A 16,320-nucleotide genomic window follows, 5' to 3' on the forward strand; every position below is an offset into this window, starting at 1 on the left:
ACTGTCGCGGACAGAGATGTCATGCGGCAGCCCGTCGTTTTGCGGTGGAGGAAAAGCTGTGAACATTGGAAATCTTTTTAATGCATTGCCAGGCGCCTGCGCCCAGGGGCTTATCTGGGGAATTATGGCAATCGGCGTATATATTACCTATAAAATCCTGGATCTGGCGGATTTAACTGTGGACGGCACCATGTGTACCGGCGGCGCAGTCTGTGTCATGATGCTGCTGAACGGATACTCCGTGCCGGTGGCGCTGGCATGTGCGTTCGGCGCGGGAATGCTTGCCGGGCTTGTGACGGGCATTTTTCATACGGCGATGGGAATCCCGGCGATCCTGTCCGGAATCCTGACGCAGCTTGGTCTGTATTCCATCAATCTGCGCATTATGGGCGGAAGAGCGAATCAGGCAATCAGTGTGGATAAATATCCTCTGATCGCTTCTCTGCGCAATATCAAGGATGTGCCGTTTTATAAAAATACGATTTTTATCGTTATCATTTTTATCGTGGTTATTATTGCGCTGCTGTACTGGTTCTTCGGAACCGAGCTGGGATGCGCCATCCGCGCTACCGGTTCCAATCCGAATATGTCCCGTGCGCAGGGCATCAATACAGATCTGAGCAAAATCATCGGTCTGATGCTCTCCAACGGCATTGTGGCGCTCTCCAGCGGCCTGTACGCCCAGTACCAGGGCTTTGCGGACGTCAACATGGGACGCGGTGCAATCGTCATCGGTCTTGCCGCTGTAATTATCGGCCAGGTGGTGTTCGGCAGATTTGCGCATAACTTTGCCGGAAAGCTGATTGCGGTAGCGCTCGGCGCGATTATTTATTATCTTGTGCTGCAGGTGGTGCTCTGGCTCGGACTGAATTCCAACGATCTGAAGCTGCTTTCGGCGCTTGTGGTCGCAGTATTCCTTGCAATTCCGCATCTGAAAGGGAAATATTTCTCAAAGGCAAAAAAAGGAGGTGCCGGCCGTGCTTAAACTGATTGGAATAAAAAAGACCTTCAATCCGGGGACGGTCAACGAAAAGCAGGCGCTCTGCGGCGTTGACCTGGTATTAAATGAGGGCGATTTCGTGACAGTCATCGGCGGAAACGGCGCCGGAAAATCCACCACTCTGAACGCCATTGCCGGCGTGTGGCCGGTGGATGAAGGCGAGATCATTATCGACGGCATCAATGTAACGCGGCTTCCGGAATATAAGCGCGCGAAGTATCTCGGACGCGTGTTCCAGGATCCGATGACCGGAACGGCATCCAGTATGCAGATTGAAGAAAATCTGGCGCTTGCCTCCCGGCGCGGGCTGCGGCGCACTCTGAAGAGCGGCATCAATGCGGCGGAGCGGGAGCGCTATAAGGAGAAGCTGAAGATTCTGGACCTCGGTCTGGAGGAGCGGCTTACCGAGAAGGTGGGACTTCTCTCCGGCGGACAGCGCCAGGCGCTGACGCTTCTGATGGCGACCTTGAAAAAACCGAAGCTTCTCCTTCTGGATGAGCACACGGCGGCGCTCGACCCGAAAACGGCGGCGAAGGTGCTGGAGGCGACCGACAAGATTATCGCCCGCGACAATCTGACCGCCATCATGATCACGCATAATATGAAGGACGCCATTGCACACGGCAACCGTCTGATTATGATGCACGAAGGAAAAATTATCTACGATGTGGCGGGAGAGGAGAAAAAAAATCTCAAGGTTTCCGACCTTTTGCAGAAATTTGAACAGGCAAGCGGTGGCGAATTTGCAAACGACCGTATGATGCTTGCATAGCAGATGGAAAAGACAGAACTGTCGTCAGGCAATCTGTCTTTTTTGTTTTTTTAAAGTACAATTTCGTTGTTGAGATTTCCAGTTTAATATGCTATACTATCCCATAGTAGGGGATACTGCAATCCCCTGTCAAAAAATTAACAATATCATAAGGAAAGGAGGCTATAGAAGTGCATATTGTAACGGACGAAAATGGCAATGTCTGTACACACACCCATACGCATGAGCACACGCATACCCATACGTATGAGCACTCTCATCCGCATGAGCATGAGCATGGCGCAGAGGAAAATCATGAGCACAGCCATGAAGACGGACAGTGTCATCAGCACGGAGACCACTGCCACAGTCATGCGGGGGGAGAAGGCTGTCACGGATGCCAGGACGGCGGAGCATCACCGGCGGACAAAAACGCCGCGCTTCTGCAGTATATGCTGGATCACAACACGCATCATGCGGCGGAGCTTGACCAGATGGCGGACAAGCTGGCGGCGGACGGTCATGAGAAGGCTGCCGAACAGATCCGCAAAGCGGTGGATGAGTTCCAGAAAGGAAATCTCTATCTTGGTCTCGCGTTGTCCCTGGTAAAGGAAGCATAACGGAGGTGAACAATATGTGCCTTTCCACCGTTGTAAAAAAGAATCAGCCTGACTGTGTTCTTCTGGAATACGTCAGTAAAATTGAAGTAAATGGAAATCTTATCACCCTGACAGACGTAATGGGCGAGCAGAAAACGGTAGAGGGAACCATCGCGATGGCGGACCTCACCGGCGGCAGAGTGGAAATCAACTGCTGATATGCCCGGACATCTGCGTGTCAGGTAAAGGAAACAATAAGGAGCGCGAATTTATGTCATTTACGATTGCAGTCGCCGGAAAAGGCGGCGTCGGAAAAACCACATTATGCGGTCTGTTTATCCAGTATCTCTGTGAACAGGGAAAACGCCCGGTGCTGGCGGTGGATGCGGACGCAAACTCAAACCTGAATGAAGTCCTCGGCATCGACGTTGAAATGACGCTTGGCGATATCCGCGAGGAAATGTCCAAAGCGGAGGCTTCCGGAAATTCACAGATTCCGGTGGGGATGACGAAGGCGGATTACATGGAATTTATGTTCAGCCGCTGTCTGGCGGAGGAAGATGATTATGATATGCTGGTGATGGGGCGTTCGCAGGGAGCAGGCTGCTACTGCTATGTAAACGGACTTCTGCAGGCACAGCTTCAGAAGCTGGCGCCGAATTACCCGTATGTTGTCGTGGATAACGAGGCGGGCATGGAGCATATCAGCCGCGGCATTCTGCCGAAGGTGGATATGATCCTGCTGGTGAGCGACTGCTCCAGGCGCGGCGTGCAGGCGGTCGGACGAATCGCGCAGCTCACAAAAGAGCTTGGTCTGAAACCGGAAACGATGGGACTGATCGTCAACCGTGCTCCGGAGGGAAGGCTGAATGAGGGCACGATGGAGGAAATCGAAAAGCAGGGGCTCACCCTGCTGGGCGTTGTGCCGCAGGACGCCGAGGTTTACGAATATGACTGTGCCGGCAGACCAATGGTAGATTTACCGGAAACCTCTCCGGTGAAGCAGGCGCTGCACAGTATCATAGATAAGTTAAAGATTTAATATTATAACCCAGTCAAGGAGGATTATGATGGGAGACTTTAAGCTGACAACAGTAGAAGAAATGGAAGCGGCTACCGAAAAATTGCTGGAGACCGGCAAAAAAGTAGGCGCAGACGGATGGCAGTACCGTGTGAAAAACCAGACACCGCACTGTAAATTTGGCGAGACCGGTATCTGCTGTAAGATTTGCTCAATGGGTCCGTGCCGTATTACACCCAAGGCACCGAAGGGCATCTGCGGATGCGACGCTCACGGTATCGTAGCGCGTAACTACCTGAAATTTACGGCGGGCGGCTCTGCTACGCATTCTGACCACGGCCGTGAGATCTGCAACACGCTGTATCATGCGAAGCCGGAAGGTCCGTACAAGGTAAAAGACCCGGAGAAGCTGATTCGCATCGCGAAGGAATGGGGCGTGGAGACAGAAGGAAAGGATATCTATGATCTTGCCCATGAAGTGGCAATCCTTGGTCTCAGCGAGTATGGTAAGGTGTTCGGTCATCAGAATTTCCTGAAGAGAGCACCGCAGCACACACAGGAAATCTGGGAGAGAGAGGAGATCGCTCCGCGCGCGATCGACCGCGAGGTATCCTGCTCCCTGCACATGACGCATATGGGATGTTCCTCAAAGCCGGAGGCGCTGATCCGTCAGTCCCTTCGTTCCGGTCTGTCCGACGGATGGGGCGGTTCTATGGCGGGCACCGAGTTCTCGGACGTGCTCTTTGGAACGCCGAAGCCGGTTGACACCGAGGCAAACCTGGGCGTTATGAATAAGGATAATGTAAATATCGTTGTACACGGACATGACCCGTCACTTTCCGAAATGATCTGCGAATATGCGGATGATCCGGAAATGATTGCCTACGCAAAGAGCAAGGGCGCAAAGGGCATCACGGTTTCCGGTGTCTGCTGTACTTCCAACGAAGTGGCAATGCGCCGCGGAATCCCGATGGCAGGAAACTTCCTCCAGCAGGAGAACGTGGTGCTGACCGGTGCATGTGAAGCAATCGTGGTAGATGTACAGTGTATCTTCCCGGCGCTTGGTCCGTTAAGCAAATGCTTCCACACCAAATTTGTGACGACCTCTCCGATCGCACAGATGCCGGATTCTGAGTTTATTCGTTTCCATGCGGATACCGCTGCAGAGAACGCAAAGGCAATCGTAAAGATGGCAATCGATAACTTTGAAAACAGAAATCCGGATCTTGTATATATCCCGGATATGAAGCAGAAGGCTACAGTAGGCTACTCTGTGGAGGCAATCGTAAAGACGCTGGACGGCGTTACCAACTCCCAGGTAGATGAAACAGGTACCACAAAGCCGCTCATCGAGTGCATCACCTCCGGTGTTATCCGCGGTGCAGTTGCGATGGTTGGCTGCAACAACCCGAAGATCCGTCCGGACTATGCGCACATCGAGCTGATGAAGAAGCTGATCGCAAACGATATTATCGTGGTGGCATCCGGATGTTCCGCACAGGCTGCAGCAAAGGCAGGTCTGATGGATAAGGAAGCGAAGAACCTCTGCGGCGCCGGTCTGAAGAGAGTCTGTGAGCTGGCAGATATTCCGCCGGTACTTCATATGGGTTCCTGTGTGGATATCAGCCGTATGATGATTCTTGTTTCAGAGCTGGCAAAGGATTCCGGACTGAACATTTCCCAGCTTCCGGTAGTGGGGTGCGCTCCGGAATGGATGTCCGAAAAAGCGGTTTCCATCGGAAACTACGTAGTAGCAACCGGTATCGATACCTTCCTTGGCGTAGACCCGTATGTATCCGGTTCCGACCAGGTAAGCAAGCTGCTGACAGAAGGCTTAAGAGACTGGGTAGAGGCTGCTTATACAGTGGAAAAGGACATCGAAAAGCTGGTTGACCTGATGATTGAGAGAATCGAAGAGAAACGTACAGCTATTGGCATCTAAAATCATACATAAGGTGGATGAGACACTATGAAAATTGCAGTGACCGGTAAAGGCGGCGTTGGTAAAACAACGTTTGCCGCTACCCTTGCAAGATTATATGCAGAAGAAGGGAGACCTGTCCTGGCGGCGGATGTGGATCCGGACGCGAATCTGGGGCTTGCGCTTGGCTTCTCGGAGGAGGAGCTGGAGAAAATCGTTCCGATTACCAAAATGCGCAAGCTCATCGAGGAGCGTACTGGGGCAAACGAGGACAATACCTTTTACCGCATCAACCCGAAGGTGAGTGATATCCCGGATACCTATGGAAAGGTGTGCAACGGCGTGAAGCTGCTCGTGCTGGGCACCGTGGATACAGCCGGAAGCGGCTGTGTGTGCCCGGAGCATGTCATGCTGAAGCGCATCATCAATAATCTCGTGCTCCACAGGGAGGACGTTGTGATTCTGGATATGGAGGCGGGTCTTGAGCATCTCGGACGCGGCACGACATCCGGCATGGACCAGTTTGTCGTTGTCATCGAACCGGGCGCCAGGAGCATCCAGACCTATGCCAATGTCAAACGTCTCGCGACGGAGCTTGGGGTTAAGCAGGTACGGGTGGTCGCAAACAAGGTGCGTGATGAGAAGGATGAGGAATTTATCCGCGCAAGGATTCCGGCGGAGGATCTGCTGGGCTTTGTCCATTACAGCACGGAAGTGATCGATGCGGACCGCAGCGGCGCTTCTCCCTATGATTTCAGCAAATCTGCAGTGGAAGAAATCCGGAAGATTAAAGAAATAATCGACCGGACGGCAGAACAGCCGTAATCCGGCAGACAGACTGGTGTTCCTGAAAACCGGACAGACATTAAGATGTGATGATTCTTTATTTAAAGTGAAACGATGAATGGAGGAAATTACGGTGACTTTATTTGATGTTGTATTTAGTGGAAACGATACTGTGTATGGACTGACAGAAAACGCTGTCGACGCAGCTATCGCACAGCACGGTGCGGATAAGGCAGTTGCTTTTCCGGACACCGCATACAGCCTGCCGTGTTACTTCGGGGTAACCGGAACAAAGATTTCCAACCTCGGCGACATGAAGGCTGCTCTCGGAACAATTAAATCTCTTATGACCAGAGAAAAACGTCTGAACGATGTATTTATGTCCGGTATTGCTACGGCGCTCTGCGCAGAGTTTATTGAAGCGCTGAAATACATCGACGGTGCAGCTCCCTACGAGGCTCCGTGCTACGGACATCTGGGTGATGCGATTATCCGTGAGCTCGGTGTTCCGCTTGTAACCGGCGATATTCCGGGCGTTGCAGTTATCCTTGGCTCCGCTCCGACCGCACAGGAAGGTGTGGACCTGGTAAAATCCTACCAGGCACAGGGTATTCTGGTTACGCTGGTTGGCGGTATTATCGACCAGTGTGAAGAGCTTGGCTACAAGACCGGCGCAAACGTGCGTGTAATCCCGCTTGGCAAGGATGTGACCAGCGTTGTTCATGTAGTATCCGTTGCAGTGCGTGCAGCACTGATCTTCGGCAACATCCAGGGCGGCGATGCTTCTGGTCTGATGGAATACACCATGAAGCGTGTACCGGCATTTGTAAACGCGTTCGCTCCGCTTGACCCGGTTATTGTTGCATGCGGCGCAGGCGCTATCGCACTCGGCTTCCCGGTAGTTACCAACGATGTGGCAACCGCAGAGGCAGTTAATATCAAGGTTCCGAAGAGCCTTATCGTGCAGCCGGATGTCAGCAAGTTCAATGCGACCTCCCTGGAAGCACGCGACATTAAGATTAAAATTACACATATCGATATCCCGGTTGCTTTTGCTTCCGCATTCGAGGGCGAAATTATCCGCCGCGGCGATATGCAGGTAGAATTCGATGGCTCCCGTGTGGACTGCTTCGAGCTGGTACAGACGAAGGATGCTTCCGAAGTGGAAGACCACAAGATCGAGGTCATTGGACCGGATATTGATGAAATGCCGGAAGGCAGCAAGCAGAGCATTGCGTATGTGGTAGAGGTAGCCGGCAAGACGATGCAGGCTGATTTCGAGTCCGTATTTGAGCGTAAATTCCATTCCTACCTTAACTGCGTGGAAGGTATGATGCATACCGGACAGCGTGATATGATCCGTATCCGTATCAGCAAGGATACCTATAATGCAGGCTTCCGTCTGAAACATATCGGCGAAGTGCTTTACGCTAAGGTAAAGAGCGAATTTGCTGCAGTTGTGGACAAGTGCCAGGTGAAGATCTGCACCGATGCGGCAGAGTGTACAAAACTTCGTCATGAGCTGGCTACTCCGGTATATGACAAGCGCGACGAGCGTCTGACCACACTGACAGACGAGGGCGTTGACGTATACTACAGCTGTATCATGTGCCAGGCATTCTCACCGAGCCACGTATGTGTGGTAACACCGGAGAGACTTGGACTTTGCGGCGCCGTTTCATGGCTGGATGCGAAAGCAACCAACGAGCTTGATCCGCAGGGACCGTGCCAGGTAATCACGAAAGAAAGACCGATCGATGAAAGAATCGGTGAATATGAGGATGTAAACGAAGCAGTACGCAAGTTCTCCCAGGGTGCTCTGGAAGACGTATCCCTGTACTCCATCATCGAAAAGCCGATGACGAGCTGCGGATGCTTCGAGTGTATCTGCGGTATCGAGCCGCTGTCCAACGGTGTCTGCATCGCAAACCGTGAGTACGCAGGCATGACCCCGATCGGTATGACCTTCTCAGAGCTGGCTTCCATGACCGGCGGCGGTGTACAGACACCGGGCTTCATGGGACATGGTAAGCACTTCATCGCTTCCAAGAAGTTCATGAAGGCAGAGGGCGGTATCGAGCGTATCGTATGGATGCCGAAGGAACTGAAGGAGCAGGTAAAAGACAGACTCAACGCAACCGCAAAAGAGCTTTACGGAATCGACAACTTCACCGATATGATCGGCGACGAGACCGTGGCAGAAGATCCGGAGACACTGCTGGCATTCCTGGAAGAAAAAGGACACCCGGCACTTACAATGGAACCAATGATGTAAGCAATCAAAATCGGCTCCGCCGATTTTCGGGTGCGAACGCAGTGAGCAGCCGTTATGACGTGCAAAGCACGGCATGATTGCTTAACGAGGAAAAATGCGCAGCATTTTTCTGAGTCTAACATGATTCAGCAACGTGAAACACCCAAATGTAACGAAATCTTTGAGCTGCGCAAGCAGCGGCAGACGTGCTTTTGCACGTCTGGATTCCGGAGTATAAGGTGTGCACGTGGCGGGAAAAATGCGCAGCATTTTTCTGAGTCTAACATGATTCAGCAGCGTGAAACACCCAAATGTAACGAAATCTTTAAGCTGCGCAAGCAGCGGCACCCGCGCATCTGCGCGGCTGGATTTACCAATTTGTTTTTCCCCGCGCGCCGGCAGGCAACACCCGGCCGGCCGGGGTGCGGTTAAAAAAATGCATAGAAAAATGCAGTAGATGTTTTATGAAGGAGGAAATTTAAAATGCCGTTTACAGCAAAATCAGGAAAGTTCAATGCCAGCATTAAGACAGTAACCGTTGGCACCGGCGACAAAGCGATTACTCTTGGCGGAGAAAACGTTCTGCCGTTCTACACTTTCGACGCACCGATTGAAAACGCACCGAAGGTAGGTATCGAGATCACAGATTTCGGTATGGAAAATGAACTGGAATGTGTAAAAAAATACTATGAAGGATGCACCACACTGGCAGATATCGCAAAAAGAGCTGCTTCTTTTGAGGGTGTAGACTTCTTATGCTTCCGTATGGAGGGCGGCGATCCCAACGGAGCAAACAAATCAACAGAGGAACTGATGGCTGCACTGAAAGAGGTTGCAGAGGCAGTGGACTGTCCGCTGGTTGTTGCGGGCTCCAAGAACGCAGAAAGAGATGCGGAGCTTCTCTCCAAGGCTGCGGAAGCAGTACAGGGAAAGAATGCCATTATCCTTGCGGCAAGAGAAGAAAACTACAAAACAGTCGGCGCTGCTGCCGGTCTTGCATACAATCAGATTGTCGGCGCGGAATCTTCTGTTGATATCAACCTTGCAAAACAGTTGAATGTATTACTGACACAGTTAGGTGTCAATGCCTCCAGCATTGCAATGAACGTAGGTACCGCGGCTGCAGGCTACGGTTATGAGTACGTTGCATCGACCATGCAGCGTGTAAAAGCAGCGGCTTTGTCCCAGAACGATACACAGCTCCAGATGCCGATCATCACACCGGTAGCATCTGAGGTATGGGGCGTAAAGGAAGCTGTTACAACCGAAGCTGATATGCCGGAATGGGGAGACCAGGAAAGACGTGGCGTAGATATGGAAGTACAGACTGCAGCAGCCGACTTAGCCTGCGGCTCCAATGCTGTAATTCTGAAACATCCGACATCAATCGCAACTATTTCCAAGATGATTAAAGAATTAGTTTAGTATAATTGCTGTTAAGGAGGAAGAAAGAATTATGGCACTCAAAGGTCTGGATATATTCAAATTATCACCGAAGAAAAACTGTAAGGAATGCGGAAGCCCGACATGTATGGCTTTCTCTATGAAGGTGGCGCAGGGCGCGGTTGACATCAACGCCTGCCCGTACTTCTCAGAGGATGCAAAGGCTCAGTTATCCGAGGCTACCGCACCGCCTATGAAGACAGTAAAAGTAGGTACCGGAAGCGAGGAATTTGCACTCGGCGGCGAGACGGTTATGGAACGTCACGAGAAAACATTTGTCAGCAAGACAAGATATGCCGTTGCTCTGTGCAACTGCATGAGCGCGGAAGAAATCGACGCGGCTCTGGCTGGCATTCCGAAAGTAGATTATGAGCGTATCGGCGAGAGAATGTACGTGGAAATGGTATACGTAAACTACTCCGCAGACGGCGCAACTGATTATGTAGAGCTGGTAAAGAAAGCAGCGGCACTCGGCAGAACGCTGATTCTTGGCTGCACCGATGTGGAAGTGGCAAAGGCGGCTCTGGCTGTATGTAAGGACGGCAAGCCCATCCTGAACGGCGCGACACCGGAAAACTATGCTGAAATGAGCGCAGCAGCAACCGAAGCCGGCGTAGTGCTTGGCGTTACCGGCGCTGATATCAATGGATTATACGACACTGTAAAAGCACTGGAAGCTCTTGGAAACAAGAATCTGGTGATCGACACCACGGGAGCAACTGTAAAGGAGACCTTCGCAAACACGGTACGTGTCCGCAAGGCGGCCATCAAGGACGGCGACAGAAGCTTTGGTTATCCGTCCATCGTAAACCTGGTAAAGGTTGCAAAGGATGACATGCATCTGCAGTCTGCACTGGCAGCGGTATTCACCATCAAATATGGTTCCATCGTTGTTATGCAGGAAATGACCTATTCTGAGGCACAGCCGCTGTATGGTCTGCGTCAGAACATCTTCACAGACCCGCAGAAGCCGATGCGTGTGGAGCCGGGTATCTACCCGCTCAACGGTGCGGATGAAAATTCCATCTGTCTGACCACCGTAGACTTTGCGCTTACATATTTCCTGGTATCCGGCGAACTGGAGCGCTCCGGCGTACCGTGCAATCTGATCATCAGCGATGCGGGCGGACTTTCCGTACTGACTGCATGGGCTGCTGGAAAGCTGTCTGCCGGAACGATTGAAAAGTTCTGGAAAGAGCAGGATATCGAAGGAAAAATCAAGAGCCGCAAGCTCATCATTCCGGGTAAGGTTGCTGTCCTCAAGGGCGAGATCGAGGCGAAGCTTCCGGGCTGGGAGGTTATCATTGCCCCGGCAGAAGCTGCACAGTTAGTAAAATTCTTAAAAGATATGAACCTTTAAAATTTATTATCTAAGGAGGATAACACAAATGGCAAAATTTATTACGATTGGTGAAAGACTCTCCACCACTGCTCCGGCAGTAAACAAGGCTTTCACGGAGAGAGACCCGGAACCGATTCTGAAAAGAGCGAAACAGCAGCTCGACGCTGGCGCTACTTATCTGGATGTGAACATCGGACCGGCTGAGAGCGACGGCGAGGATCTGATGAAGTGGGCAGTACAGCTCCTTCAGAGCGAATTCGACAACGTTCCGCTGGCACTGGATACCTCCAACAAAAAGGCTATCGAGGCTGGTATTTCCGTTTACAACCGTTCCAAGGGAAAACCGATTGTAAACTCTGCGGATGCTGCAGGCAGAATTGAAAACATCGACCTTGCTGCTGCAAACGACGCGATCGTTATCGCGCTCTGCAACGGCGAAGGTATTGCAAAGGACAACGACGAGCGTATGGGCTACTGCCAGATGCTGCTTGAGAGAGGTCTGGAGCATGGTATGGAAGCGGAGGACCTCTGGTTCGACCCGCTGTTCCTGGTTGTAAAGGGTATGCAGGACAAGCAGATGCAGATTCTTGAGTGTATCAAAATGTTCTCTGATATGGGACTGAATTCCACAGGCGGTCTGTCCAATAACTCCAACGGTATGCCGAAGCATATCCGTCCGATCATGGATTCCGCTATGGTTGCTATGGCTATGATGCAGGGTCTTACCTCCGCGATCGTAAACCCGAACGACCTGCGTCTGATGGAGACTATCAAGTCCTGTGATGTATTGAAGAACAACACTCTGTACGCAGATTCCTATCTGGAGATTTAAATGTTTAAGGTAACTTTTAAGTTTGAAAACAGCGAAGATGTCAGCGTCTTCGCTGCTTTCGGTGAAAACCTTCTTGAGGTAGCGAGAAAAACAAATGTAGCTATCGACGCGCCCTGTTCGGGGAATGCTTCCTGTGGAAAATGCCGCGTAAAGCTGGTCGGCGGGACACTGGACTCGAAAAAGACGCGCCATATCAGTGATGAGGAGTATGCGCAGGGGTGGCGCCTGGCCTGTGTCAGCAAAATCTGCGATAACGTAGAGGTGCTGGTGCCGGATATTGCGTCCGCTTACCGCAGCCGCATGAAAGTAGCGGATTTGAGCTCACCGGACGAAATTAAAATTTTCGACGACTTAAAAGGACAGGTATGTGAAGCAGGTATTGCATTAAAAAATGATATGGAGGTTGTATCCATTAAAATGGATGTGCCTTCTCTGGACGACACGATGCCGGATAACGAGCGTCTCACCCGCGCGATTACAGAAGCGACCGGTATGCAGATCGTCCGTATTCCTTACGCAGTTATGAAAAAGCTTGCAGTTGTGCTGCGTGAGAGTAATTTTGACGTGCAGGTTGTATGGCGCAAAAACGCCAATGATGTGTTTGTTTACGATGTCCTGCCGAAGGATAAGCCGGCGGTGGTTGCCGGACTGGCGGTGGATATCGGAACGACGACGGTTTCCGCGATTATTATCAATATGCTGGACGGCAGCATTCTCGCAAAGGGTTCCTCCGGAAACGGACAGATCCGCTACGGCGCGGATGTCATCAACCGTATCATTGAATCGGTGAAGCCGGGCGGCAGCGAGCGCCTGCAGAAGGCTGTGATCGAAGAGACCATCAATCCGCTGATCGATACGATGTGCAGACAGGCGAAAATCAGTCACAACAGCATTTACCGCATGAGCGTGGCGTCCAACACCACCATGAATCACCTGCTGTTCGGGCTGAACGGCGACAGTATCCGCACAGAGCCGTATATTCCGACGTTCTTCAAGACGAATTCCATGTATACGGCGGATATCGGCATCAAAACAAATCCGTGTGCGCACATTATTGTGGCGCCGAACATTGGAAGCTATGTGGGCGGCGATATCACGGCGGGCGCGTTTGTCAGTATGCTCTGGAACAAACCGGAATTTTCGCTGTTTATCGACCTTGGAACGAACGGGGAAATTGTGTTCGGCAACTCGGACTTTATGTTCAGCTGCGCCTGCTCGGCAGGACCGGCGTTTGAGGGCGGCGATATCAGCTGCGGTATGCGTGCGACAGACGGTGCGATTGAAGCCTGTACGATTGATAAAGAAACAATGGAGCCGACTTTTACCGTTGTGGGAGGGGAGGGCACAAAGCCGATCGGACTTTGCGGTTCGGGTATCATTGATGTGATCGCGGAGCTTTTCCGCTGCGGCATCATCAGCCCGAAGGGCAAATTTATCCGGGAGGGCGCGCGTGTCCGTCACGACCAGTACGGCATCGGGTCCTATGTGCTGGCATTTGAAAAGGATGCCGGTTCTGTAAAAGACGTGGAAATCAACGAGGTGGATATTGACAACTTTATCCGTGCGAAGGGCGCGATTTTCTCCGCAATCCGCACAATGCTGTCATATTGCGACTTTGATGTATCCATGATTGAGCATGTGTATGTGGCGGGCGGTATCGGCAGCGGCATCAATATGAAAAACGCTGTCCGCATCGGGATGTTCCCGGATGTTCCGCTGGAATTATACGAATATATCGGAAACTCTTCACTGGTGGGCGCTTATGCAATGCTGTATTCCAGTGAAGCGGAGCGCAAGGTTTACGAGGTGGCAAAGAATATGACTTACCTGGAGCTGAGCGCCATCACATCCTATATGGATGAATTTGTGGGAGCGTGCTTCCTTCCTCACACGGATGCATCGCTTTTCCCAAGCATTACAGAATAAATTTTAACGCGTTGGCAGATAGGAGCAGACATGATACCAGAATACGCAAAAAACAGCAAAGAAGATATCCCTTTTGGGCAGTATATGGAGCAGTATCAGCAGATGGACCCGATGGAGTGCGCATCGCGCACGGGTCTTCCTTTTGATGAGGAAACACAGTGCTTCCGGATGCGGATGCTGCAGAAAGAATATCTGATTTCCTGGCCGGAGCTTATCGTGACGCGGGCGGATGCGCAGGATGAGACCTACGCCGTGCTCGCGGAGGAGACTCCCGCAAAGATTCTGGCGCTGCGCTTTTTGCTGCACGGGGTATCGTCGCAGTCCACCGGGAATTTTCTGACTTACCGGGAGGTTCCAAGCGGCGAGGTTTATTTCCGTCAGTTTTCCGGCAGATGCCTTTCACGGCTTGCGTACGGCTTTGGCTTTAAGCCGGAAAAGCTGGCGGCGGCTTTTGAGCAGTTGGGGGCGAAAAAGCTTTCTCACGGGGATGTTTCTTACGAGCTGGAGATTATCAACAATTATTTTGTACGGTTTATACTCTGGACCGGGGATGAGGAATTTCCTCCGAGTACGCAGATGCTTTTTTCCGACAATTTTCCGCTGTCCTTCACACCTGAGGACATGGCGGTCGTCGGGGACATCAGCATTAATACGCTGAAAAAAATGTAACTATTTATGGAGGGTATTATGGGATTCAAATCAGACATTGAAATTGCACAGGAGACAGTGATGCAGCCGATCACCGAGATCGCGGCAAAAGCGGGCATCGACGAGAAATATCTGGAGCAGTACGGAAAATATAAAGCAAAAATCGATTACAATCTGCTGAAGGAGACAGATGCCGAGAACGGCAAGCTGATCCTGGTGACGGCAATCAACCCGACGCCGGCAGGAGAGGGAAAGACCACCACCTCCGTGGGTCTGGCAGACGGTCTTTCCAGAATCGGCAAGAAGGTCATGGTTGCGCTGCGTGAACCGTCCCTCGGACCGGTATTCGGCGTAAAGGGCGGCGCTGCAGGCGGCGGATACGCACAGGTAGTCCCGATGGAGGACATCAACCTTCACTTCACAGGCGACTTCCACGCGATCGGCGCGGCAAACAACCTGCTGGCAGCAATGATCGACAACCACATCTTCCAGGGCAACGCGCTGAACATCGACCCGCGCAAGATCACCTGGAGACGCTGCGTGGACATGAACGACAGACAGCTTAGAAACGTGGTAGACGGTCTTGGCGGAAAGACAAACGGTATGCCGAGAGAGGACGGCTACGATATCACGGTAGCATCCGAGATCATGGCAGTGCTCTGTCTGGCAAGCGATATCACCGACCTCAAGAAGAGACTTGCGAGGATCATCGTAGGCTATACATATGGAAAAGCTTCCGAGCAGAAGCCGGTAACGGCGGGCGACCTGCACGCAGAGGGTGCAATGACCGCACTTCTGAAGGATGCCCTGAAGCCGAACCTGGTACAGACACTGGAGCACACCCCGGCGATCGTGCACGGCGGCCCGTTCGCAAACATCGCACACGGATGCAACTCCGTAACCGCAACCAAGCTGGCATTAAAGCTGGCTGACTATACGGTAACAGAGGCTGGCTTCGGCGCAGACCTCGGTGCCGAGAAATTCCTGGATATCAAGTGCCGTATGGCGGGACTGAAGCCGAACGCGGTTGTCATCGTGGCAACAGTGCGTGCGCTGAAATACAACGGCGGCGTGGCAAAGGCGGATCTCAACAATGAGAACCTGGAGGCTCTGGAGAAAGGTCTTCCGAACCTGCTGAAGCATGTTAGCAACATCACAAATGTTTACAAGCTTCCGTGCGTGGTTGCAATCAACGCATTCCCGACCGACACGAAGGCGGAGCTTGACCTTGTTGAGGCAAAATGCAAAGAGCTTGGCGTAAATGTTGTGCTTTCCGAAGTATGGGCAAAAGGCGGCGAGGGCGGTATCGCACTTGCGGAAGAGGTTGTGAGACTGTGCGAGCAGCCGAATGACTTCACCTTCGCGTATGAGCTGGATGGCACCATCGAGGATAAGCTGAACGCGATCGTACAGAAGATCTACGGCGGAAGCAAGGTAGTTCTGACAGCAAACGCACAGAAGCAGGCGAAGGAGCTGACCGCGCTCGGTTACGAGCACTGCCCGATCTGTATGGCAAAGACACAGTACAGCTTAACCGACGACCAGACGAAGCTCGGCGCACCGACCGGCTTTGAGGTAACGGTACGCAACCTGAAGATCTCCGCAGGCGCAGGCTTCATCGTAGCGCTGACCGGCGAGATCATGACCATGCCGGGACTGCCGAAGGTACCGGCTGCAGAGCGCATCGACGTGGACGAGAACGGAAAGATTTCCGGATTATTCTAACCCTTCGGGTCAGAGCACTCCGTGCAGGATGCGCACGGACGCAAAAGGAAGGGCGTCCGGCGCGCAGAAAAC

The 16,320-nt window shown here is 52.1% G+C and carries 14 protein-coding genes; all 14 read left to right on the forward strand.

The genetic code is table 11. From position 1 onward, the window contains the following. Positions 1-16: 16 nt before the first annotated feature. Entirely contained in the window at positions 17-985 is a 969-nt protein-coding gene (locus tag NQ534_RS19115) for an ABC transporter permease (RefSeq protein WP_006861160.1), read from the forward strand. After that, positions 978-1,772 (forward strand): ABC transporter ATP-binding protein, encoded by a 795-nt coding sequence (locus NQ534_RS19120; RefSeq protein WP_006861159.1) that lies wholly within the window; start codon positions 978-980, stop codon positions 1,770-1,772. Before NQ534_RS19115 ends, NQ534_RS19120 begins: the two co-directional genes overlap by 8 nt. 170 nt (positions 1,773-1,942) lie before the next feature. Further along, positions 1,943-2,371, forward strand: a complete 429-nt coding sequence (locus NQ534_RS19125) for a DUF8180 domain-containing protein (RefSeq protein ID WP_040782485.1) — start codon at positions 1,943-1,945, stop codon at positions 2,369-2,371. Positions 2,372-2,385: 14 nt separating this feature from the next. Continuing rightward, entirely contained in the window at positions 2,386-2,568 is a 183-nt protein-coding gene (locus NQ534_RS19130; protein WP_006861156.1) for a CooT family nickel-binding protein, read from the forward strand. A 53-nt stretch (positions 2,569-2,621) separates the two neighbouring features. Beyond that, positions 2,622-3,392, forward strand: a complete 771-nt coding sequence (locus NQ534_RS19135) for an ATP-binding protein (RefSeq protein WP_040782483.1) — start codon at positions 2,622-2,624, stop codon at positions 3,390-3,392. A 28-nt stretch (positions 3,393-3,420) separates the two neighbouring features. Beyond that, complete coding sequence (cooS, locus tag NQ534_RS19140) at positions 3,421-5,313, forward strand: anaerobic carbon-monoxide dehydrogenase catalytic subunit (protein WP_040782480.1); 1,893 nt, start codon at positions 3,421-3,423, stop codon at positions 5,311-5,313. 27 nt (positions 5,314-5,340) lie between these two features. Beyond that, positions 5,341-6,117, forward strand: a complete 777-nt coding sequence (locus NQ534_RS19145; RefSeq protein WP_006861153.1) for an ATP-binding protein — start codon at positions 5,341-5,343, stop codon at positions 6,115-6,117. A gap of 94 nt (positions 6,118-6,211) precedes the next feature. Continuing rightward, positions 6,212-8,353 (forward strand): acetyl-CoA decarbonylase/synthase complex subunit alpha/beta, encoded by a 2,142-nt coding sequence (acsB, locus tag NQ534_RS19150; protein WP_040782576.1) that lies wholly within the window; start codon positions 6,212-6,214, stop codon positions 8,351-8,353. A gap of 462 nt (positions 8,354-8,815) precedes the next feature. After that, complete coding sequence (gene acsD, locus NQ534_RS19155; protein WP_006861151.1) at positions 8,816-9,757, forward strand: acetyl-CoA decarbonylase/synthase complex subunit delta; 942 nt, start codon at positions 8,816-8,818, stop codon at positions 9,755-9,757. A 31-nt stretch (positions 9,758-9,788) separates the two neighbouring features. After that, positions 9,789-11,135, forward strand: a complete 1,347-nt coding sequence (acsC, locus tag NQ534_RS19160; protein ID WP_006861150.1) for an acetyl-CoA decarbonylase/synthase complex subunit gamma — start codon at positions 9,789-9,791, stop codon at positions 11,133-11,135. Between the two features lie 28 nt (positions 11,136-11,163). Next, positions 11,164-11,949: a carbon monoxide dehydrogenase/acetyl-CoA synthase methytransferase subunit gene (gene acsE / locus NQ534_RS19165; protein ID WP_006861149.1), complete on the forward strand. Its 786-nt coding sequence runs from the start codon at positions 11,164-11,166 to the stop codon at positions 11,947-11,949. Beyond that, positions 11,950-13,875, forward strand: coding sequence for a corrinoid activation/regeneration protein AcsV (gene acsV, locus NQ534_RS19170; protein ID WP_006861148.1), 1,926 nt, complete (start codon positions 11,950-11,952; stop codon positions 13,873-13,875). A gap of 30 nt (positions 13,876-13,905) precedes the next feature. Continuing rightward, on the forward strand, positions 13,906-14,544 hold the full coding sequence (locus tag NQ534_RS19175; protein ID WP_006861147.1) for a DUF3786 domain-containing protein: 639 nt from the start codon (positions 13,906-13,908) through the stop codon (positions 14,542-14,544). An 18-nt stretch (positions 14,545-14,562) separates the two neighbouring features. After that, positions 14,563-16,248: a formate--tetrahydrofolate ligase gene (locus tag NQ534_RS19180; protein ID WP_040782473.1), complete on the forward strand. Its 1,686-nt coding sequence runs from the start codon at positions 14,563-14,565 to the stop codon at positions 16,246-16,248. Positions 16,249-16,320 lie beyond the last annotated feature (72 nt).

Origin of the sequence: Marvinbryantia formatexigens DSM 14469, assembly GCF_025148285.1 — a bacterium.
Taxonomy (GTDB): domain Bacteria; phylum Bacillota; class Clostridia; order Lachnospirales; family Lachnospiraceae; genus Marvinbryantia; species Marvinbryantia formatexigens.

What these genes read in the sequence shown, in the direction of transcription:
- NQ534_RS19115 (WP_006861160.1), top strand. Translation starts at nt 17, where the DNA reads ATGTCATGCGGCAGCCCGTCGTTTTGCGGTGGAGGAAAAGCTGTGAAC.
- NQ534_RS19180 (WP_040782473.1), top strand. Translation starts at nt 14,563, where the DNA reads ATGGGATTCAAATCAGACATTGAAATTGCACAGGAGACAGTGATGCAG.
- NQ534_RS19135 (WP_040782483.1), top strand. Translation starts at nt 2,622, where the DNA reads ATGTCATTTACGATTGCAGTCGCCGGAAAAGGCGGCGTCGGAAAAACC.
- NQ534_RS19130 (WP_006861156.1), top strand. Translation starts at nt 2,386, where the DNA reads ATGTGCCTTTCCACCGTTGTAAAAAAGAATCAGCCTGACTGTGTTCTT.
- NQ534_RS19175 (WP_006861147.1), top strand. Translation starts at nt 13,906, where the DNA reads ATGATACCAGAATACGCAAAAAACAGCAAAGAAGATATCCCTTTTGGG.
- cooS (WP_040782480.1), top strand. Translation starts at nt 3,421, where the DNA reads ATGGGAGACTTTAAGCTGACAACAGTAGAAGAAATGGAAGCGGCTACC.
- acsV (WP_006861148.1), top strand. Translation starts at nt 11,950, where the DNA reads ATGTTTAAGGTAACTTTTAAGTTTGAAAACAGCGAAGATGTCAGCGTC.
- NQ534_RS19145 (WP_006861153.1), top strand. Translation starts at nt 5,341, where the DNA reads ATGAAAATTGCAGTGACCGGTAAAGGCGGCGTTGGTAAAACAACGTTT.
- acsC (WP_006861150.1), top strand. Translation starts at nt 9,789, where the DNA reads ATGGCACTCAAAGGTCTGGATATATTCAAATTATCACCGAAGAAAAAC.
- acsE (WP_006861149.1), top strand. Translation starts at nt 11,164, where the DNA reads ATGGCAAAATTTATTACGATTGGTGAAAGACTCTCCACCACTGCTCCG.
- acsD (WP_006861151.1), top strand. Translation starts at nt 8,816, where the DNA reads ATGCCGTTTACAGCAAAATCAGGAAAGTTCAATGCCAGCATTAAGACA.